Origin of the sequence: Amycolatopsis sp. NBC_01480, from assembly GCF_036227205.1 — a bacterium.
GTDB lineage: Bacteria > Actinomycetota > Actinomycetes > Mycobacteriales > Pseudonocardiaceae > Amycolatopsis.
Genome location: NZ_CP109442.1, coordinates 2,975,340 through 2,995,870 on the forward strand (window position 1 = coordinate 2,975,340; position 20,531 = coordinate 2,995,870).

Here is a 20,531-nt window from a genome sequence, read left to right on the forward strand (position 1 = left end):
CCTCCTCCCCCCAGCGGCCGGGCCCGCTTCCTCATGCTCTTGTGCCGTCAAGGCCTCCTTGCCCGCGTCCGACGCGGGTAAGGAGGCCTTGACGGTTTGATCGGTTACTTCAGGCCGGTGGCCTCGGCCGCGGCCGGGTCGGAGTCGGCGAGGAAGGTGCGGCAGCGCTCGTACTCCTCGGTCTCGCCGATGCGGCCCGCGGCGAGGCCGAGCACGGCCAGCGCCCGCAGGAAGCCCTGGTTCGGCGCGTGCGACCAGGGCACCGGGCCGAAGCCCTTCCAGCCCGCGCGGCGGAGCTGGTCGAGGCCGCGGTGGTAGCCGGTGCGGGCGTAGGCGTACGCGGCGATGGTCTCGCCGGACTCCAGCGCCTGCTCCGCGAGCGCGGCCCAGGCCCCGCTGAAGTCGGGGTGTTCGGCGGCGACGGCGGCGGGGTCGGTGCCCGCGTCGAGCGCGGCCTGCGCGGCGGTGTGCTCGGGCAGCAGGGTCGGCTCGGGGCCGAGCAGGTTGTGCGTCATGCCGCCATTCTGCCCACCGCCCGGTGGATCAGAGGAACAGGCCCGTGAGGACCCCGCCGCCGGCCAGCACCAATGCGGCGATCACAACAGCGGCAACCAAGCGTTTCGGCATCATGGCGCGACAGGATGCCGAAGCCGGCGCCGCGGAGGCAAATCCGCCACCCGTAGGGGTGAACCCTGAACTTCGAGCGGTTTGCCACTTTCCGGCCCGCTTCGGCGTCCCGGCCCGGAATGATGTCCGCCATGACCAACGCAGTCGCCGACGTCGTCGTCCCGCGCAGCCCGCTCGGGAAGACCCGGCTTTTCTTCGCGCGGCACTGGCACCGCGGTACCCCCGGCCGGCCGACGCCCGCGTGGGTCCTGCGGTTCTGCTTCGGCATGTGGCTGGCGGCGTTCGCGTTCAAGCTGGTCGGCTCGTCGTGGGACATGTCGTGGCACTTCAGGTGGCTGCGTGACGACCTCGCGCCGCCGCACCTGATCAACACCGTCGGCACCGTGATCATCGTGGTGCTGGTGGCCATCCACAGTTACACGGGCCTCGGCTGCGACAAGCCCTCGCTGCGGCTGATGCAGACCGGGCTCGTGGTGTTCCTGGTGGCCGCGCCGCTGGACGTGATCAACCACCGCGTGAACGCGGCTCGACCTCACCGCGTGGAGCCCGTCGCACATGATGCTGTACCTGGGCACCGGCATCATGCAGGCCGGCGTGCTGCTGGCGTGGTTCCGGCTGGCGCCGCCGGGGCGCTTCCGCACCGGGGTGCTGCTGGCGCTGTGGGCGTTTTTCCTGGAGAACACGTTCTTCCCGAACGGCCAGCAGGAGTACGGCATCCTCGGCCTGCGCGCGTGGGAGCGCGGGACCCCGGAGGCCGAGCCGACGCTGCTGTCCTTCGCCGCGAACCAGATCGGCCACCCGGTGGACCGCACCGCGATCCTGCACTTCACCATGCCGATCCCGTCATGGGTGTACCCGTTGTGGGGCATCGCGGTTTCCGGCCTGATCCTGGCACTGGCGCGGCACACCCTGGGCCGCCGCTGGTCGGCGCTCGCGGTGGCGGCGGCGTACGTGGCCTACCGCTCGGTGATGTGGCCTTTGCTGCTGGGCCTTGGCTTCCCGGTCTCGACGGTCCCGTTCTACCTGCTGGCCGTCGGCCTCGCCGTGGACCTGGCCTTCCGCGTCGGCGCCGGCCACCGCGTCGCCACGGCGGGCATCGGCGCACTGCTGGTGACGGCCTTCGGGTACGGCGCTTTGTGGCTCCAGTCCCAGCTCCGCCCCTGGCTCCTGGGCGACGCGCACACGGAGTCCGCGCCGCCGGTCGCTTACTGGACCTCGCTGGTCGCTCTGGTGGGCGTTTTTGCCTTGTGGGCAGCGGCTTCCCCGGCGACCCGGTGGTGGACCGCGCGGCGGCGAGCCAGCGCGTAGCCCCGGCTAGAACCGAAAACGGCCCTCCCCGGTTCGGGACCGGGAAGGGCCGTTTTCCTTGCTGCAGAACCAGATCAGCCGAGCTTCTTGCCCGCCGCACCAAGAGCCTCGACGGCCTCGACGACGCGCTGCGCCATGCCGGTCTCCGCGGCCTTGAGGTAGCTGCGCGGGTCGTAGACCTTCTTGTTGCCGACCTCGCCGTCGATCTTCAGGACGCCGTCGTAGTTCTTGAAGAAGTGGTCGGCGATCGGGCGGGTGAAGGCGTACTGCGTGTCGGTGTCGACGTTCATCTTCACCACGCCGTACGACACCGCCTCGCGGATCTCCTCCGGCAGCGAGCCCGAGCCGCCGTGGAAGACGAGCTCGAACGGCTTCGAACCGGCCGCCAGGCCGAGCTTCTTCGACGCCGCCTCCTGGCCGCCCTTGAGCACGTCCGGGCGCAGCTTGACGTTGCCCGGCTTGTACACGCCGTGCACGTTGCCGAACGTCGCGGCCAGCAGGTAGCGGCCGTGCTCGCCGGAGCCGAGCGCGTCGATCGTCTTCAGGAAGTCGCCCTCGGCGGTGTAGAGCTTCTCGTTGATGTCGTGCGCGACGCCATCCTCCTCGCCGCCCACGACGCCGATCTCGACCTCGAGGATGATCTTCGCGGCGGCGGTCTTGGCCAGCAGCTCCTGCGCGATCTCGAGGTTCTCGTCGAGGTCGATCGCGGAGCCGTCCCACATGTGCGACTGGAACAGCGGGTTCTGGCCGTTCTTGACCCGCTCGGCCGAGATCTCGATCAGCGGGCGGACGAACCCGTCCAGCTTGTCCTTCGGGCAGTGGTCGGTGTGCAGCGCGACGTGCACGTCGTACTTCGCGGCCACGACCTGGGCGAACTCCGCCAGCGCCGCGGCGCCGGTGACCATGTCCTTGACCTTCTGCCCGGACGCGAATTCGGCGCCGCCGGTGGAGAACTGGATGATCCCGTCGCTCTCCGCCTCGGCGAACCCGCGGATGGCGGCGTTCACGGTTTCCGACGAGGTCACGTTGATGGCCGGGAAGGCGTACTCGTTCGCCTTCGCCCGGTCGAGCATCTCCGCGTAGACCTCGGGGGTGGCGATGGGCATCGTTTCCTCCTCGAGACGGCTTGCCTGTACAGCCGCATCGTACGAGGTGGACCGGTCACGCGGACCGGTCCTACCTCACAAACGAAGCGGAAGGTGGACCGATTCAGATCAGCTCGGCCGCCAGGGCCCGGTAAGCGGGCCACGGATCGTCGCCCAGCACCTGGATGTTGACGTGGTCCGCGCCCGCGTCGAGGTGCGCCCGCACGCCCGCCGCGACGGTCGCCGCGTCGCCGTGCAGAGCCAGCGCGTCGACCAGGCGGTCGCTGCCCTCGCCCGCGAGGTCCTCGTCGGTGAAGCCGAGTTTCCGCAGGTTGGCGACGTAGTTGGAGAGCTTGAGGTAGAACTTCACCGTCTGCCGGCCGACCCCGCGGGCCCGTTCGGCATCGGTGTCGACGACGACCTTCTGCTCCGGCGCCAGCAGCGGCCCGGCGCCGAGGATCTCCCGCGCCGAGCGGGTGTGCTCCGGCGTGGTCAGGTACGGGTGGGCGCCCGCCGAGCGGTCGCCGGCCAGCTTGACGACCTTCGGGCCCAGCGCCGCCAGCGCGCGGGCCTCCTTCGGGACGCCGGCCGCGTCCAGCCCGTCGAGGTACTCCACCAGCGCGCCGTACGGCTTGGTGTACTGCTGCGTCGCCTCCGGGTGCCCGGCGCCGACGCCGAGCAGGAAGCGGTCCGGGTGCTTGTCGTTGATCCGGTGGAACGCCTTGGCGATGCTTTCGGCGCTGTCGGCCCAGATGTTGACGATGCCGGTCGCGACGGCGAGGTGCTCGGTCGCGTCGAGCAGCTCTTCGACGATCTTCAGGTCGCCGCCGGGTGAGCCGCCGAGCCACAGCGCGCCGTAGCCGAGCTTCTCCACCTCCGCGGCGAACTCGCCGTTGGTCTGCGTCGCGGCCCGCCAGATGCCGATCCTGCCCAGTTCGATAGCCATGCCTCAGTCAAACGCACCCGGGCGGGGATTTCCTCCCGATCCACACGCCGGGATCGGAGTTATTTTTGAAGCATGACCAAGATCGGCACCTCCGAACTCGACGTGTACGGCCTCAACCTCGGCTGCAACGTCTTCAACACCACCGCCGACGAGGCGGCCGCGCACGCGGTGCTCGACGCGTACACCGCGGCCGGCGGCAACTTCCTCGACACCGCCGACATGTACGGCCAGGAAGGCGGTTCCGAGCGGTTCATCGGCACCTGGCTGGCCAAGCGCGGCCGGCGCGACGACGTGGTGATCGCGACGAAGGTCGCCAAGTCCGCCGCGCGGCCCGGCCTGTCCGCGAAGAACATCGCCGCCGCGGTCGAGGATTCCCTGCACCGCCTGCAAACCGACCACATCGACCTCTACTACGCGCACGAGGACGATCAGGGCACCCCGCTCGAGGAAACGCTCACGGCGTTCGACGCCCTCGTGCGCGCCGGAAAGGTGCGCTACATCGGGGCCTCGAACTACGAGCCGGCCCGACTCGCCGAGGCACTGTCCATTTCGGACCGAGAGGGCCTGGCGCGGTACGTCGCGCTGCAGCCGCACTACAACCTCGTGGAGCGGGACTACGAGAAGGAGCTCGCGCCGCTCGTCCAGCGTGAGGGCCTCTCGACGCTGCCGTACTTCGCGCTCGCCCTCGGCTTCCTCACCGGCAAGTACCGCTCGAAGGACGAGCCCGGCGACTCGCCCCGCGCGCCGCGCGCTCTGAAGTACCTGGACGGCCGTGGCGAGCGTGTGCTGGCCGCCCTCGACGAGGTCGCCGCGGCGCACGGCACGTCGGTGGCCGCGGTGTCGCTGGCGTGGCTGCGCTCGCAGCCGACGATCGCCGCGCCGATCGCGAGCGCGCGGAACCCCGAGCAGCTGAAAGACCTGGTCGCGTCGGTCTCGCTGGAGCTGTCGGCCGGCGAGATCGCCGCGCTGAGCGAGGCCTCCGCCAGCTGATCCGGCGACTCAACAGAACCTACTTAGCAGTAGCTTACTCGGGGTAGGTTGAGCTACGGTGCCCTCCAGAGGCGGAAACGAGGCCAAGGAGGGCACCGTGGCACTGCTCAGGAACACCGGGGTCAACGGCAAGGTCGTGCTGATCACCGGGGCGGCTCGGGGCATCGGGGCCGGCCTCGCCGAGCGGCTGGCGGCACGTGGCGCCAAGGTCGCGCTGGTGGGCCTGGAGGCCGAGGAGCAGGCGAAGGTGGCCGCGAAGATCGGCCCGAGCGCGCACGCCTGGGAGGCCGACGTCACCAGCTGGGACGCGCTCGAAAAAGCCACCGCCGGCGTCGTCGGGCACTTCGGCCGGATCGACATCGTGATCGCCAACGCCGGGATCGCCACGGCCGGCTTCGTGCGGTCGGTGGACCCCGCCGCGTTCGAGAAGGTGATCGAGGTCGACCTGCTGGGCGTCTGGCGGACCTTCCGCGTCACGCTGCCGCACGTCATCGAGAGCAAGGGCTACCTGCTCGCCATCTCCTCGCTCGCCGCGATCACGCACGCGCCCGGCATGGCGAACTACTCGGCCGCGAAGGCCGGCGTCGAGGCGTTCTCCAACAGCCTCCGCGCGGAGGTCGCGCACCTGGGCGTGAAGGTCGGGGTCGCGCACCCCACGTGGATCCGCACCGACCTGGTCGAGAGCGCGGACGAGCACCCGGTGTTCGGCAAGCTGCGCTCGTCGATGCCCGGGCTGATCGGCAAGACCTACCCGCTGGACGTGGCGCTGGACGACCTCGAGGCCGGAATCCTCAAGCGCGCCAGGACGATCCACGTGCCGCGCTGGGTCGGCGGGCTCAAGCTGCTGCGCGCGTTCCTGCCGCCGATCATCGAACTCGGCTCGCGCTCGCGCGTGCCGGCCGCGGACAAGGCCGCGCTGGCCGACATCAAGGAGCGCGGCGCGTACGAATCGGCGGTCACCGGCCACGGCGGCCGGGCCGCGACCAAGCGCTAGCTCGACACGCTCCACCGTCCGGAGGATGGTTGACGCACTGACAACTACTGCCCGGGAGGCCGCCCGTGTCGCGTCGTGACCAGATCAGGATGACCGAGGACGAGGTCCGCGAGTACTTCGACCAGCAGAAGGTCATCAACGTCGCCTCGATCGGGCCGAACGGCCGGCCGCACCTGGCGCCGCTTTGGTACTACCCGTACGAGAACGGGGTCGCGACCTGGACGTACGGCACGTCGCAGAAGGCGAAGAACCTGCAACGGGTGCCCGAGGCGACCGTGCTGATCGAGGACGGCGAGTCCTACGAGAAGCTGCGCGGCATCTCGATGGAGGCCGACGTCCAGCTCGTCGAGGACACCGCCGAGGTCACGCGAATGGGGATCACGCTGATGCAGCGCTACGCCGGCGCCAAGCCCGGCGACCCGGTGCCCGACCAGCTGCGCTCGTTCATCGAAGGCCAGGCCCCGAAGCGGATCGGGCTGATCTTCCGGCCGACCAAGCTGGTCACCTGGGACCACGCGAAGCTCGGCGGTTCATACTAGCGAGTAGGTTGTACTTCCAAGTAACTGTTACTTGAGGTAACGTCATCTTCGGCAGACCCCCCAGCGCAGCGGAGGCCGAGGAGATGACCGAGCGGTTCAAGGTCGTGATCGTGGGCACCGGGTTCTCCGGGCTCGGCCAGGCGATCCAGCTCGAAAAGGCCGGCATCCGGGACTACGTGATCCTGGAGAAGGCCGACGAAGTGGGCGGCACCTGGCGGGACAACTCGTACCCCGGGTGCGCCTGCGACGTGCAGTCGCACATGTACTCGTTCTCCTACGAGCAGAACCCGGACTGGTCCCGGTCGTTCTCGCCGCAGCCGGAGATCTTCGAGTACCTCAAGGGCGTGGCGGACAAGCACCGGCTGCGCGAGAAGACCCGGTTCGGCGTCGAGATCACCGGCGCGCACTGGGACGACGGTGAGCGCCGCTGGACCGTGAACACCAAGGGCGGCCAGGAGTTCTCCGCCCAGTTCCTGGTCTCCGGCGTCGGCGGCCTGCACATCCCGCAGATCCCGAAGCTGCCCGGCATCGACGCGTTCAAGGGCCAGGCCTGGCACTCCGCGCAGTGGAACCATGAGTTCGACCTGACCGGCAAGAAGGTCGCCGTGGTCGGCACCGGCGCGAGCGCCATCCAGTTCGTGCCGCGGATCGCGCCGGCCGTCGGCGAGCTGACGCTGTTCCAGCGCACCCCGCCGTGGATCATGCCGAAGCCGGACCACGAGATGCCCGGCTGGTCGAAGACCCTGTTCAAGCGGGTGCCGGGCGCTCAGCGGCTGTACCGCGCCTTCGTCTACTGGGGCCGGGAGGCGCAGGGGATCGGCTTCAACGGCCACCCGGCGATCATGAAGGCCGGCCAGCAGATCGCGAAGCGGCACATGGCCAAGGCGGTCAAGGACCGGGCGCTGCGGCGCAAGCTGACGCCGGACTACACCATGGGCTGCAAGCGCGTGCTGCTGTCCAACGACTACTACCCCGCGCTGGCCCGCGACAACGTCGAGGTGAACACCGACGGCGTGCGGGAAGTCAAGGCGCACAGCGTGGTCGACGGCGCCGGCGTCGAGCACGAGGTCGACGCGATCATCTACGGCACCGGCTTCCACGTCACGGATGCCTTGGAGTACCTGGACATCACCGGCACCGAGGGCCGCAGCCTGGCGAAATCCTGGGCCACGGACGGAATCCAGACGCACAAGGGCATCACCGTCGCCGGCTTCCCGAACCTGTTCTTCCTGCTCGGCCCGAACACCGCGCTGGGCCACAACTCCGTGGTGTTCATGATCGAATCGCAGTCGCGGTACGTGGTCGACGCGATCAAGCTGGCCGACTCCCGCGGCGCCGCGGCGCTCGACGTGCGCCCGTCCGTGCAGGCGAAGTTCCAGGCCGGGATCCAGGACAAGCTGGTCAAGGGCGTCTGGACCCAGGGCGGCTGCAAGAGCTGGTACCTCGACGCGAAGGGCGTGAACCGGTCGATCTGGCCCGGCCTCACCTGGCGGTACTGGCTGGAGACCCGCCGCGTCGACCCGAGCGACTACGAGCTGAGCGGACGGTCGTCGTGAGCGCGGAGCCGATCCAGCACGAGCAGATCGTGCTGCACGCGCGCGACGTCGAGTTCGACTGGGCCGCACTGCCGATGCACTGGGTGCCCGGCGAACCGCAGGCCACGCACACCATCAACGTCCTGCACATCGCGCTGCCCGAGGGCGAGCGCTGGTTCGTCGAGGTGTTCAAGCAGGCCGTGCCGCTGATCCGCGACGCGCGGCTCAAGGAGGACGTGCTCGGCTTCATCGGCCAGGAGGCCATGCACGCCGAGGCCCACGACGGCGCCGCTGAGCACCTCGAAGCCGCGGGACTGCACGTCCGGCCGTACGTCGCGCAGATGGAGTGGCTGTTCCGCAAGCTGCTGGGGGATCGCGACCCGCGCGGGCGGACGCGACGGCCCGGGCAGTCCGAAGAGGAGTGGCTGATCGAGCGGCTCGGGCTGATCGCAGCGATCGAGCACTACACGGCGTTCCTCGGCCAATGGGTGCTGGACGCGAAGGCGCTCGACGAAGCGGGCGCCGACCCGACGATGCTCGACCTGCTGCGCTGGCACGGCGCGGAGGAGGTCGAGCACCGTTCCGTGGCGTACGACCTGTTCTGCCACCTCGACGGCCGCTACTCGCGACGGGTGCGGAGCATGGCCGTGGTGACGCCCGCGTTGTTCTGGGTTTTCGCGCGCGGCACGCGGTTCCTGATGGCGAACGACCCGTCCCGGCCCGGGAAGGCGTCCTTGCGCGGATACCTGAACGCGGCGAAGAAAGGACTCCTGCCGGGCCCGCGCGACCTGCTGCGGGAGATCCGGCCGTACTTCCGGAAGTCCTATCACCCCACGGAAACCGGCAACACCGACCAGGCCGTCGCGTACCTCGCCAGCTCGCCCGCGGCGCAGGCGGCCGACGCGCCGAAGTGAGCACGCCCGACTTCCCGCCGAGGCTCGACGGCAGCGGGCGGCGCGACCGGCTGATGTCCACGCTGATCGGGGTGACCGCGGCCTACCGCAGGCTCGCCGACCGGTCCGGGCGCAGCCGCCCGCCCGTGCGCGAGGTCGACCGGAACCTGGAACTGCTGGTGGAGGCCGTGCGCGAGGAGGCCGACGGCGTGGTCAGCCTTCGGCTGGCGCGCCCGTCCGGCGGGCCGCTGCCGGGCTGGCGGCCGGGCGCGCATCTGGACCTGAACCTGCCTTCGGGACGGCTGCGGCAGTACTCGCTGTGCGGCGACCCCGAGGACCCGTCGTACTACCGCGTGGCGGTGCGGCGGATCGGGACGGCTTCGTCGGAGGTGCACACGCTGCGGCCGGGCACGAAGGTGGTGGTGCGCGGGCCACGTAACGCTTTCCCGTTCGTCGCCGCGCCGGACTACCTCTTCGTGGCCGGCGGCATCGGGATCACGCCGATCCTGCCGATGGTGCACCGCGCGGCCGCGAGCGGCGCCGGCTGGCGGCTGGTCTACACCGGACGAGACCGCGCGTCGATGCCGTTCCTGGACGAGCTGGCGGACCTGCCGGAGGACCGCGTGTGGATCCGGCCGGACACGGAGTACGGGATCCCCGCGTCGGGCGCGGAGCTGCTGGAAGGCGTGCCGGACGGCGCTTCGGTGTACTGCTGCGGGCCGGTGCCGATGATCACCGGCGTACGCGTGGACCTGGCGCTCACCGGCGCGGCGGCGGTGTACTTCGAACGGTTCTCGACGCCGCCGATCGTCGGCGGGCAGCCGTACCAAGTGCGGCTGCGGCGCACCGGCGTGACGCTGGACGTGCCCGCGGACCGCTCGACCCTGGACGTGGTGCGCGAACGGCTGCCGGACGTGCCCTACTCCTGTCGCCAGGGCTTCTGCGGCACCTGCGCGGTGCCCACCCCGGACGGCGGATCGGTGCGGATCTGCGTGGACCGCGGACCCGCCGTCCTGGAGCTCTGACTGACTCGTGAGTGTTCAGGACGGTTCTAACCGTCCTGAACACTCACGAGCCCTGAGGCAGCCAGGCCCCGAGCACCGGGTTGAACTCGCGCACCGAGCGCTCGGCGATCACGCCCTCGAGGTAGTACGGGTCGGTGTTGATCAGCTCGGTGAGCGCGGCCTCGTCCTCGGCCTGCCAGAGCGTGAGGCCGCCGGTGCCGTCGCCGAGCGGGCCCGCGACCGCGACCCGGCCCTCGGCGGCGTGGCCGGACAGGTACTCGCGGTGACGGGGCCGGACCTCGGCCAGCTTCTCCTGTACGTAACGGATTTCGACGAGGTACCAGGCCATGTGGATCTCCCGGGCTAGTGCGGCGGTGACGGTCCCGACGCTACCTGTCACCACCGTGCCGATCTCACCATCCGATCGGTGGCGGGTGGGGGGCAACCCGATACGCTAGGCGTGCGTCAGTGGCTGTGTGAACGCTGTGAATGCCGTGACCAGGCCGCCGGCGCGGGACACCGTGCCTGATCCCGTCCGGGACGACCGGCACGGATTCGGCGGGGTCGAGGACAGGCAGGGGTTCATGCTGGAGGGCAACGCGGAACGCAGCGTCGAGGCGACCCTCGGCCACCTGCGGACCATCGACGGACCGGTCGCGGTGCAGCCGCCGGCCGCGCCGCTGAACCTGGAGGACCTGTACCGCCAGCACCGGATGCGGCTGGTCCGGCTGGCGATCCTGCTGGTCGACGAGCCGGCCACGGCCGAGGACGTGGTGCAGGAGGCCTTCACCGGGCTGCACCGGAACTGGGGCCGGCTTCGTGACGCGGCCGCGGCCGTCGGCTACCTGCGCACTGCCGTGGTCAACGGATCGCGCAGCGTGCTGCGCCGGCGCAAGACCGCGCGTGAGTACGTGCCGCCGCACGCGGTGAACGCCCGTTCGGCGGAAAGCCTCGCCATGCTGTCCAGCGAGCACCAGGCCGTGGTCAGCGCGCTTTCGAAGCTGCCGCCGCGCCAGCGCGAGGTGCTGGTGCTGCGGTACTACGGCGGGCTGAGCGAGGCGGAGATCTCCGAGGCCGCCGGCATCTCCAAGGGCACGGTCAAATCGACGGCCAGCCGGGCCCTGGAGGCGCTCCAGAAGGCCATGCAGACCCAGAAGTGACCCGGGTGGAGCAATCCCATCACTGAGTAGCGTAGCCACGCTTGGTCCAGACCAATATATGCTGGGCGACGTGAAGCACGCCGCAGACTTCGTCATCACGGGCGGCCGGGTCGCCGCCCCGGACCGCGTACTCGACGACGGCTGGCTGTCCGTCGCCGACGGGCGGATCGCCGCAGTGGGCACGGGCACGCCGCCGGGCGGCCCCGAACTCCCGCGCGTCGACGTGGGCGGGGCGCTGGTTGTCCCCGGGTTCATCGACACGCACTGCCACGGTGGTGGCGGCGGCTCGTTCTCCACGGTGGACCCGGACGAGATGCTCACCGCGGTGCGCGCGCACCGCCGGCACGGCACCACGACCACGCTGGCCAGCCTGGTGTCCGACCCCGTCGACCTGCTGACCGAGCAGATCGCGGCCCTGCGCGAGCTGGTGCAGGACGGCGAGCTGGCCGGCATCCACCTGGAGGGCCCGTTCATCTCGCGCGCCCGCTGCGGCGCGCACGACCCGGACACCCTGCTCGAACCGGACACCGGCACGGTGGAGAAGCTGCTGCGCGCGGGCCACGGCGCGATCCGCATGGTCACCCTCGCGCCGGAGCTGAACGGCGGCGTCAAGGCCGTCCGGCAGCTCGCCGAATCGGGCGTGACCGCGGCGATCGGGCACACGGACGGTGTCGCCGACCAGCTGGTCCCGGCCATCGACGCGGGCGCCACGGTGGCCACGCACCTGTTCAACGGCATGCGCCCGCTGCACCACCGCGAGCCGGGCCCGGTGGGCGTGCTGCTGGACGACGAGCGCGTGACGGTCGAGCTGATCTGCGACCTCGTCCACCTGCACCCGACCGTGGTGCGCTTGGCCGCGTCCCACGCCGGCCGCGGCCGCACGGTGCTGATCACCGACGCCATGTCGGCCACCGACGCCGCCGACGGCCGCTACAACCTGGGCCGCCTGGAGGTCGACGTCCACGACGGCGTCGCCACCCTCGCCGATAACGGCTCTCTGGCCGGCAGCACCTTGACGATGGACAACGCCTTCCGCAACCTGGTGAAGGGTGCGAAACTCGGTGTCCTCGACGCCGTCCGGGCGACCTCCGGGCGTCCCGCCGAGCTGCTCGGCGTCGCGGACCGCACCGGCTCGCTGCGCCCCGGCCTGGCCGCCGACGTGGTCGTGATGGACGACGACCTGCGCCCGGTGAAGGTGCTCCGCCGGGGCGAATGGGTCGCCGAGGTCGGCCGGGCTACCTTGAGCACGTAACGATCCAGCCACGACACGGGGGAAGACGAGCGGGATGACCGAGCCGAAGGACCCGGAGCGACTGCTGGCCGACGCATTGCGCGCCCAAGCCGTCTTCGCCCCGCACACCTCGCCCGGCCCACCTCGCGAACTCTCCGAGCCCTCCCCGGCCGACGACGCCGGGGCTTCCGGTGGCACTGGTGGTGCTGGCAGCGGCACTGGTAGCGGCGCTATCACCGGCAGCGGTGCTGGCGGTACAGGTGCTGGCGGTACCGGTGCTGGCGGTACCGGTGCTGGCAGTACCGGTGCTGGCGGTACCGGTGGCGATGGCGACTCCGGCCCAGGCGTCGGCACCGACGGCTCAACCGGCACCGGCAACTCGACTGGCACCGCCGGGTCAACCGGCTCGGGCGCAACGACCGGCGCCGACGGAGCGACTGGCTTCGGCAACAGCGGCTCAACCGGCACCGGCAGCTCGACCAGCTTCGGCAGTAGCGGCTCGACCGCCACAGGCCCGGTCGGCGGCTCGTCCGGCGCCGGCGGCTCGTCCGCCACAGGCACCGGCCCCACAGCCGAACTGCCACCCCGCTACGGCCTGCTCTCCGGCGCCGGCGCGGACTCCCTGGAACGCGAACGCGCCGCCCTCGACTGGGCCGACGGCACAACAACCTCCGGCACCACCGGCCAGGGCTCGGGCGGCTATGCGGGCGCAAGCGGCAGCTACCCAGCCGGCAGTGTCGGCCAGGCAAGCGGCAGCTACCCGGCCGGCGGCGGTCACGCGGGCGCCGGTTACACCCCCGGCAGCGGCGGCCAATCAGGCGCCGGTTACGCACCCAACGGCGGCCAGGCCGGCATCGGTTACGCACCCAGCGGTGGTCAGGGCGGCACTGGTTACGCGTCCGGCAGCAGTAACCAGTCGGGCTCCGGTTACGCATCCGGCAACGGTGGCCAGGCGGGCTACGCATCCGGCAACGCCGGCGGCCAGCCAGGCTCCGGCTACCCCGCCGGCCCCGCGAACGCCGCCCCACCCCTCTCACCCGACGCCGTGACAGTCCGCCAACCCCCAGCCCCGGCGAGCGCCCCGCTTCCGGTCCACTGGGTCCTCCTGCTCGCCCTGCTCCTCGGCCTGGCCGCGGGCTCGGTGATCGGGCTCCTCACGCTGGTCTGACCCCTCCAACGGTCACACCGCGCCCACCTTCCACACGCCCCACCCCGGCGACCTCCTCCGCGCAGCCCATCCCGCTGTGTCCTCCGCGCAGCCCACCCCGGCTTCTTCCCTCCGCGCAGCCCATCGCGGTCACTTCCCTGCTCGCGGCGGATACCGGCAACCTCACGCCCGCGGCCGTTCGCTCCGCGTGGCCAACCCTGGCCGCCTTTCTCCGCGCGGCTCGTCGCGGCGGATTCCCTCCTCGCAGCCCCGCCCCGGCCGCCTCCGTCCGCACGACGCGTGGCGACCGTCGCCTCCGCGCAGCGCGTCCCGGCTGCTCCCTGCGGGCGGCGTGCCCGGGCCAAAGCCGTGGCCCAGGGAAGTCCGGATCCTCAGGCGTCCGCTCGTGCGGGGCGTTCGCGGGTATCGCCGGAGGCTGTCCGGAACACCCGATTCACCTGGTGCGGGCCGTCCAGGTGGCAGCGATCGGGGCTGCGGTCCAGTGGCCACTTGACCTGCGGTTCCTTGCCCTGTGAAGGCACACAGCGTCACCCTGTACCGTTTTCGGTGTGATTCTCGCCCAGAGCACAGTGACAACCATGTCCCTCCTGCCGTCGTGGCTGGACCCGCAGCACCTGCTGACCGGGCTCACCGCGCCGGTCATCGCCGTGCTCTGCCTGATCATCTTCATCGAGAGCAGCATCTTCCCGGTCCTGCCGGGCGATTCGCTGCTGTTCACCGCCGGCCTGTTCATCGCGAACGACACGCTGAAGGCGCCGTTGTGGCTGGTCTGCGTGCTGGTGACGGCCGCGGCGCTGCTCGGCAACGTCGGCGGCTACTACCTCGGCTACTTCGTCGGGCCGAAGCTATTCAACCGGCCGGATTCGAAGTTCTTCAAGAAGGAGTACGTCGACAAGACGCACGCCTTCCTCGACCACCACGGGCCCAAGGCCGTGGTGCTGGCGCGGTTCGTGCCGTTCGTGCGGACGTTCATCACCTGGATCGCCGGGGTCGGCCGCATGGACCCGAAGCGCTACTTCACGTACACGGTGCTGGGCGGCATCCTGTGGGCGGCGGGCATCACGGTGCTGGGCTCGCTGCTGGGCAACATCGGCTTCATCCGCGACAACGTCGACGCCATCTTCGTGGTGATCGTGCTCGTGTCGGTCGTCCCGATCGGCCTCGAGTACCTGAAGGGGCGCCGCGCGAAGAAGGCGAAGGGGGACGCGGCGGCCGAGACCCCGGCCGAAGTCACTCAGCGGATCCCGCGCGTGCGCGACTGACCACAACCGAACCCGTGAAGCGGCGCCGGCTCCCCTCGGGGGACCGGCGCCGTTTCAGTCCGTCATCGAGAACATCGAGCCCGGGTTGAACAGGTTCCCCGGGTCCAGCGCCTGCTTGATCTGCCGGTGCACCCGCAGGCCGACCGGGCCGATCTCGCGCACCAGCCAGTCACGCTTGATCTTGCCGACGCCGTGCTCACCGGTGACGGTGCCGCCCAGCGCGAGGCCGATCTCCAGGATCTCGTCGAACGCCTGCTTGGCGCGCGCGAACTCGTCCTCGGAGTCGGGGGCGTAGACGATCGTGGGGTGCATGTTGCCGTCGCCCGCGTGCCCGACGACGGCGATCTTCAGGCCCACCTTCTCGCTGACCTGCTCGCAGCCGTGGATCAGCTCGGCGATGCGGGTGCGCGGCACGCAGACGTCGTCGGTCAGCCAGACGCCGTACATCTCCAACGCGGTGAGCACCACCCTTCGCGCCTGCAGCAGCATCTTGCCCTCTTCGAGGTCCTCGGTGGCGTACGCGAGGTCGGCGCCGCAGTCGGTGCAGATCTGCTCCAGCGCGGCCAGCTCGCGGCGGGCGGCCTCGCCACCGGCGTCGGACTGGGCGAGCAGCAGGGCGCGGCAGTCGGAGCCCGCGCCGAGGTCGGTCTTCAGGTAGGTCTCCGACGCCTTGATCGACGCCGCGTCCATGATCTCCAGCAGCGACGGCACCAAGCCTTCGCGAACCACCCGCGCGACGGCCTCGCCCGCCGCCTCGGTGGTGCTGAACCCGGCCACGAACGTCGCGGGGGCCTGCGGCAGCGGCTTGAGCGCGACGGTCGCCTGCGTGATCACCCCGAGCGTGCCCTCACTGCCGACGAACAGCTTCGCCAGGTCGTACCCCGCCACGCCCTTCACTGTGCGGCGCCCGGTCTTGAGCAGCGAACCGTCGGCCAGCACGACTTCCAGCCCGAGCACGGAATCGGTGGTGACGCCGTATTTCACGCAGCACAGCCCGCCGGCGTTGGTGGAGAGGTTGCCGCCGATGGTGCACCAGTCGTAGCTCGACGGGTCCGGCGGATAGAAAAGGCCGTGCTTCTCGACGGCGTTGCGGAAGTCCAGGTTGACCACGCCGGGCTGCACCACGGCGAGCCGGTTGCCGGCGTCGACCTCGACGATCTCGTTGAGCTTGGTCAGCACGAGCACCACGCAACCGTCGATCGCGTTGGCCGCGCCGGAAAGCCCGCTACCCGCCCCGCGCGGCACGATCGGCACCTCCGCCTCGGCGCACGCCCGGACCACGGCCTGCACCCCGGCGGTGTCGACGGGCAGCACCACCGCCAGCGGCTTCCCGACGGGCGCCAGCGGCATCATGTCGCGCGCGTAGCTGTCGGTGACGTCGGCGTCGGTGAGCACGGCGTCCTTGCCGAGCTCGTCACGGAGTCGCTGGACCAGGGCCTCGTTGCTCATGCCGCCATGGTAGGCGAAATATCTCCGCAGTGCGGAATTTTTCTTCCAGTTCAATAGGATGGCCGTGTCCTGGGGTGTAGCGGGGCAGCCCGTCCAGTTCGGCGGCGCCCGGGTGGGGCGCCGTGCTCCGCTTCAGGTCCGCACCGGAGGGCATCAGGTGCTCCCGCCAGAGCCGCAAGCGACGGTGCTGCGGGCTGCTGCCGATGTCGTGCGCCAGACCGGACCGCGATCTGTGTCCACAGTGGAACGTTACGCGCGATGGGATTCCGGGCCGGGGCTGGAAAACCCGCTGTGCGGATCAACTGGACACCCGGCGCGTGGTGATGGGGCCCTGCGACGACGGGCGCGCGCAGCCAACGGCGGCGCGCGCGGCGCAAGCACCGGCTGGGCAAGCGGCGGGCACGCGAGCAGCAGCGGCAGCCGGGGCCATGCAGGCGGCGCGGGCAACAGGCGCGCAGCCAACGGCAGCGCGCGGCACAAGCACCGGCTGGGCAAGCAGCAGCCACGCAAGCAGCAGCGGCAACGCAAGCCGCCGCGGTGTGAGCGGGAAGGCAACGGGCGCGCAGACAGCGGCAGCGCGCCCGGCGCAAGCGCCGGCTGGGCAAGCAGCAGCGGCGACGCAAGCCGCCGCGGCTGCGCGAGCATCTGCGGCGCAAGCCAGGACTGCGCGAGCGGCGCGGCCAGCCGGCGCGCAGGCACCGGTAGCGCGCGGCGCAGGCACCGGCAGGGCAAGCAGCGGCCACGCGAGCAGCAGGGGCAACGCAAGCGGCGCGGGCACTGGCGAGCGAACGGCGGGCGGGCAAGCGGCGGGCGGGCGGCTGGCGGGCGGCTGGCGGCGGGTGCGCGGGCGGAGGGCGGATCACACAGACAAGGGCGTCTCCTTCGTGGGGCTGGGGCGGCGGCCTCGGGCGAGTAGGAAGTAGGCCTGGACCGCGGTGTAGATCAGGATCGCGGCGCCGGCCCAGGCGGTGACGTGCATGCCTGAGACGAAGGCCTCGCGGGCGGACGTCACGAGGGCCTCCGCGGCTGGGGCGGGCAGGGACTTCGCTGCGCTTACGGCGCCACCCAGGGTGTCGTGGGCGGCGGCGATGGCGGTGTCCAGCGCGGGGTCGTGCGGGGCCGGGCTCAGGGAAGTGGTTACGCCGGACTGGTAGACGGCCGTGGCCAGGCTGCCGAGCAGGGCGGTGCCGAGGGCGCCGCCCAGTTCGTAGCCGGTTTCGGAGATGGCGGAGGCCGCGCCGGCGCGGTCGACGGGGGCAGCGGAGATCACCAGGTCGTTGGTGAGCGTCTCGGACAGCGCCACGCCGCCGCCGACCAGGACGAAGGCGACCACCACCGCCGCGAGGCCCGCTGTGGTGCCCAGGGCCGTGAGCACCAGGAACCCGGCCGCGCCGAGCAGCAGGCCGACGCAGACCAGCACCGGCACCCGGATGCGGCGGGCCAGCCAGGCCGCGAGCAGCGCCCCGGCGACGCCCGCGAGCGTGGCCGGCAGCATCCACAGCGCGGCCACCACCGGGGACAGCCCCAGCACCAGCTGCAGGTACTGCGGCACCAGGAACAGCAGCCCCACCAACGCGAACACGCCGAGCAGGTTCGTCACCACGGACGCGGTGAACATCCGGTTCGAGAACAGCGCCAGGTCCAGCATCGGCCGCTCCAGCCGGCGCTGACGGCGGACGAACAGCACCCCGAGGCCCAGCCCCACGACGATGGCCAGCGCCGCGGACCAGCTGAAGCCCGACGTGGCTGCGATCTTGACGCCGTACACCACCGGCAGCATCGCGCCCAGCGAGAGCAGCGCGGACAGCAGGTCGAACCGGCCCGGGTTCGGGTCACGGTGCTCCGGCAGCAGCAGCGGCCCGGCGATCAGCAGCAGCACCATCACCGGCACGTTGATCAGGAACACCGAGCCCCACCAGAAGTGCTCCAGCAGCCAGCCGCCGACCACCGGGCCCACGGCCATGCCGCCGGAGAACGCCGCGCTCCACACCGCCACCGCGGTACGGCGGCGCCGGTCGTCGGTGAAGATGCTGCGGATCAGCGAGAGTGTGGACGGCATCAGCGTCGCGCCACCGACGCCCAGCAGCGCGCGGGCCAGGATCAGCATCATCGGCGTGGTCGAGAACGCCGCCAGCACCGACGCCAGCCCGAAGGCCACCGCGCCGGCGAGCAGCAGCCGCCGCCGGCCGATGCGGTCGCCCAGCGTGCCCATGAACACCAGCAGCCCGGCCAGCACGAACGAGTAGACGTCGACGATCCACAGCTGCTCCGCCCCCGTGGGCCCGAGGTCCTCGCTCAGGTACGGCAGGGCGAACCCCCGCACGGTCGAGTCCACGCTGATCAGCAGGACTGGCAACACCAGTACCGCCAGCGCCCACCACTGTCCGCGCCTCTCCATGGCGCACTCTTCCCTTCTTGCACCGTCCGGACGGTACAGTTTCGCTCCTGGTGTAGAAGATAAACCGTCCGGACGGTACAGTCAAGAAGTGCCGAAACCTTCCGCTCGCGAGCGCATCCTCGACTCCTACGAGGTCATCCTCATCGAGCGCGGACCGCTGGAGATCACGCTCGACGCGGTCGCGGCGCACGCCGGGGTGTCCAAGGGCGGCCTGCTATACCACTTCGGCTCGAAGGACGCGCTGCGCGACGGCCTGCTGGAGCGGCTGGTCCGGCTCAACACCGAGGACCTCGAACTCGCGAAAGCCGCGCCGGAGGGCGTGTTCCGCTACTACCTGCGCACGGCGATCACCGACGTGACCCGCAACCTGCCGCTGCACCGCACGACGATGGCGACCATCCGGCTGGTGCTCAACGACCCCACCGCCGCCGAGGTCTCGCAGCGCTGCATGAACGACACCCGCGAGCTGCTGCTGGAGCACGCCGACGACCGGCTGGCCGCCGAGCTGGTGATGCTGGTCGCCGAGGGCCTCTACATGCGCGCGGCGCTCGGCGAGACGGACACCGTCCTGCTCAACCGGATCGATGACATCGCCGTGCGCCTGGAGCACCACTGAACCGGGTGCGGCGGAAGTCAAGCGCCCCAATGTGGCGTTCGGTGCGTCCAACGCAACCAACGCCACATTGGGGCGCATCGCGCCGAGCCGCAGGCGCAGGCGCAGGCGCAGGCGCAGGCGGCGCACGGTAACCGGGCAAGGCCAGGTCAGCGGGCGATGCCGTAAACCCGGTCGATGCGCACCGTGAGCACCAGCCGCTGGTCGGCGACCATCGCGGCGCGGTACTCGTCCCAGTCCGGGTGTTCGCCGCCGACCTCTCGGTACAGCGCGATCAGCGCCTCCACCGTCGCGTCGTCGGGGGCGGCGGCGACCGGCGACAGCTCCGCGGTGCCCTCCGCGACCGCGTACGACCAGCCGTTCTCGCTCGCCACGTGGTAGCTGACCCGCGGGTCGCGGCGCATGTTCTTGGTCTTCGCGCGCGTCTCGGTGATGGAGACGCGCAGGGTGCGCGTGCCGGCGTCGAAGTGGTGCGAAACGGTGGACAGCTGCGGGCGCCCGTCGCGCTTCAGGGTGGCCAGCACGCCGTTGCGCCGGGAGCCGATGAGGTCGTACAGCGCTGTGTCGTCGGTCATACCCTGTTCAACCGGTGCGTCACCAGGTTGTTCCCGCAGGTAACCGTCCACAGGACGAAACGGACCAACCACCACTCGGGAATCTGCTTGCATGCAACAACTAAGGTGTTGTGTGACACAACCAGGCTCTTCTCGCTTGCACAAACGTTGAATTGAGAACACCCTTGCCTTAGGCAACTAGTTGCAGCCGCCAAACAACGGTTCGTTTCACCCGCGAGGAAGACCGCACCCATGGCACCGAACAGCTCCGCCACCAGGCCCAAGGCCGAACTGGAACTGGCCGACCAGCTCAGCAACGAGCTGGTCCGGTTCATGCGCCTGATCACCAAGGCCAAGTCCCAGGTGGCCAAGCAGGGTCCGGACGGGATCGAGAGGGCCGCGTACGCGATCCTCTTCTGCCTCATCCACGAGGGTCCGCAGCGCACCAGCAAGCTCGCCGAATTCCTGCACTCGGAGATCTCGACGATCAGCCGGCAGTCGAGCTCGCTCGTGCAGCACGGGCTGGTCGAGCGCCAGGCCGACCCCGAGGACGGCCGGGCCTGCCTGCTCGCACCGACCGCCGAGGGCCTGCGGGTCTTCGACGAGAACCGCAAGCAACGGAACCAGTGGCTGGCCGACGTGCTCGGCGACTGGAGCCAGGAGGACCGCGAGCAGCTGAACAACCTGTTCGAGCGGCTGAACACCGGTATCGAGAACAACTTTCCATCACTGTCCGACACCGCCGCGGTGTCACAGGCCAAGGGGGCCTAAGCGT

The 20,531-nt window shown here is 70.7% G+C and carries 19 protein-coding genes and 1 pseudogene; 13 read left to right on the forward strand and 7 right to left on the reverse strand.

Annotated elements, in window-relative coordinates; genetic code table 11:
- Positions 1-104: 104 nt before the first annotated feature.
- A complete protein-coding gene (locus tag OG371_RS14135) occupies positions 105-515 on the reverse strand; it encodes a DUF3151 domain-containing protein (RefSeq protein ID WP_329069308.1) in 411 nt (136 codons plus the stop codon).
- 231 nt (positions 516-746) lie between these two features.
- Here OG371_RS14135 and OG371_RS14140 point away from each other — a divergent pair.
- Positions 747-1,935: pseudogene (locus OG371_RS14140) on the forward strand (hypothetical protein).
- 74 nt (positions 1,936-2,009) lie between these two features.
- Here OG371_RS14140 and fbaA read toward each other — a convergent pair.
- Positions 2,010-3,041: a class II fructose-bisphosphate aldolase gene (gene fbaA, locus OG371_RS14145; protein WP_329069310.1), complete on the reverse strand. Its 1,032-nt coding sequence runs from the start codon at positions 3,039-3,041 to the stop codon at positions 2,010-2,012.
- Between the two features lie 103 nt (positions 3,042-3,144).
- The gene (locus OG371_RS14150; protein ID WP_329069312.1) at positions 3,145-3,966 is read right to left on the reverse strand and encodes an LLM class F420-dependent oxidoreductase; all 822 of its coding nucleotides are present in this window, start codon (positions 3,964-3,966) and stop codon (positions 3,145-3,147) included.
- Between the two features lie 72 nt (positions 3,967-4,038).
- On the opposite strand from OG371_RS14150, the gene OG371_RS14155 reads away from it, so the two are divergent.
- The 6 genes from OG371_RS14155 to OG371_RS14180 all read left to right on the forward strand — a co-directional run bounded on the left by OG371_RS14155 (position 4,039) and on the right by OG371_RS14180 (position 9,942).
- Positions 4,039-4,956 carry an aldo/keto reductase gene (locus tag OG371_RS14155; protein WP_329069314.1) on the forward strand — a complete coding sequence of 306 codons (918 nt, stop codon included), beginning with the start codon at positions 4,039-4,041 and terminating at the stop codon, positions 4,954-4,956.
- Positions 4,957-5,053: 97 nt separating this feature from the next.
- Positions 5,054-5,950: an SDR family oxidoreductase gene (locus OG371_RS14160; protein WP_329069316.1), complete on the forward strand. Its 897-nt coding sequence runs from the start codon at positions 5,054-5,056 to the stop codon at positions 5,948-5,950.
- A 65-nt stretch (positions 5,951-6,015) separates the two neighbouring features.
- Positions 6,016-6,489 carry a pyridoxamine 5'-phosphate oxidase family protein gene (locus tag OG371_RS14165; RefSeq protein WP_329069318.1) on the forward strand — a complete coding sequence of 158 codons (474 nt, stop codon included), beginning with the start codon at positions 6,016-6,018 and terminating at the stop codon, positions 6,487-6,489.
- 83 nt (positions 6,490-6,572) lie between these two features.
- Positions 6,573-8,045, forward strand: a complete 1,473-nt coding sequence (locus tag OG371_RS14170; RefSeq protein WP_329069320.1) for a flavin-containing monooxygenase — start codon at positions 6,573-6,575, stop codon at positions 8,043-8,045.
- Positions 8,042-8,938, forward strand: coding sequence for a metal-dependent hydrolase (locus OG371_RS14175; RefSeq protein WP_329069322.1), 897 nt, complete (start codon positions 8,042-8,044; stop codon positions 8,936-8,938). The genes OG371_RS14170 and OG371_RS14175 overlap by 4 nt, the downstream gene beginning before the upstream one ends.
- Positions 8,935-9,942: a PDR/VanB family oxidoreductase gene (locus tag OG371_RS14180; protein WP_329069324.1), complete on the forward strand. Its 1,008-nt coding sequence runs from the start codon at positions 8,935-8,937 to the stop codon at positions 9,940-9,942. The genes OG371_RS14175 and OG371_RS14180 overlap by 4 nt, the downstream gene beginning before the upstream one ends.
- 43 nt (positions 9,943-9,985) lie before the next feature.
- On the opposite strand, the gene OG371_RS14185 is transcribed toward OG371_RS14180, so the two are convergent.
- Positions 9,986-10,270 carry a YciI family protein gene (locus OG371_RS14185; protein WP_329073053.1) on the reverse strand — a complete coding sequence of 95 codons (285 nt, stop codon included), beginning with the start codon at positions 10,268-10,270 and terminating at the stop codon, positions 9,986-9,988.
- 235 nt (positions 10,271-10,505) lie between these two features.
- Here OG371_RS14185 and OG371_RS14190 point away from each other — a divergent pair, with 235 nt between their 5' ends.
- From OG371_RS14190 to OG371_RS14205, 4 genes are all read left to right on the forward strand, one after another.
- Positions 10,506-11,081: a SigE family RNA polymerase sigma factor gene (locus OG371_RS14190; protein WP_091625408.1), complete on the forward strand. Its 576-nt coding sequence runs from the start codon at positions 10,506-10,508 to the stop codon at positions 11,079-11,081.
- A gap of 58 nt (positions 11,082-11,139) precedes the next feature.
- Positions 11,140-12,333 (forward strand): N-acetylglucosamine-6-phosphate deacetylase, encoded by a 1,194-nt coding sequence (gene nagA, locus OG371_RS14195; protein WP_329069326.1) that lies wholly within the window; start codon positions 11,140-11,142, stop codon positions 12,331-12,333.
- 34 nt (positions 12,334-12,367) lie between these two features.
- Positions 12,368-13,480: a hypothetical protein gene (locus tag OG371_RS14200; protein WP_329069329.1), complete on the forward strand. Its 1,113-nt coding sequence runs from the start codon at positions 12,368-12,370 to the stop codon at positions 13,478-13,480.
- 548 nt (positions 13,481-14,028) lie between these two features.
- Complete coding sequence (locus OG371_RS14205) at positions 14,029-14,742, forward strand: DedA family protein (RefSeq protein WP_329069331.1); 714 nt, start codon at positions 14,029-14,031, stop codon at positions 14,740-14,742.
- Positions 14,743-14,796: 54 nt separating this feature from the next.
- On the opposite strand, the gene OG371_RS14210 is transcribed toward OG371_RS14205, so the two are convergent.
- On the reverse strand, positions 14,797-16,191 hold the full coding sequence (locus tag OG371_RS14210; protein WP_329069333.1) for an FAD-binding oxidoreductase: 1,395 nt from the start codon (positions 16,189-16,191) through the stop codon (positions 14,797-14,799).
- 859 nt (positions 16,192-17,050) lie between these two features.
- Positions 17,051-18,589 carry an MFS transporter gene (locus tag OG371_RS14215; protein WP_329069335.1) on the reverse strand — a complete coding sequence of 513 codons (1,539 nt, stop codon included), beginning with the start codon at positions 18,587-18,589 and terminating at the stop codon, positions 17,051-17,053.
- An 88-nt stretch (positions 18,590-18,677) separates the two neighbouring features.
- On the opposite strand from OG371_RS14215, the gene OG371_RS14220 reads away from it, so the two are divergent.
- A complete protein-coding gene (locus OG371_RS14220; RefSeq protein ID WP_329069337.1) occupies positions 18,678-19,205 on the forward strand; it encodes a TetR/AcrR family transcriptional regulator in 528 nt (175 codons plus the stop codon).
- A gap of 146 nt (positions 19,206-19,351) precedes the next feature.
- On the opposite strand, the gene OG371_RS14225 is transcribed toward OG371_RS14220, so the two are convergent.
- Entirely contained in the window at positions 19,352-19,777 is a 426-nt protein-coding gene (locus tag OG371_RS14225) for a PPOX class F420-dependent oxidoreductase (protein WP_329069339.1), read from the reverse strand.
- Between the two features lie 231 nt (positions 19,778-20,008).
- Here OG371_RS14225 and OG371_RS14230 point away from each other — a divergent pair, with 231 nt between their 5' ends.
- Positions 20,009-20,527 (forward strand): MarR family winged helix-turn-helix transcriptional regulator, encoded by a 519-nt coding sequence (locus OG371_RS14230; protein WP_329069341.1) that lies wholly within the window; start codon positions 20,009-20,011, stop codon positions 20,525-20,527.
- The last annotated feature ends 4 nt before the right edge of the window (positions 20,528-20,531 follow it).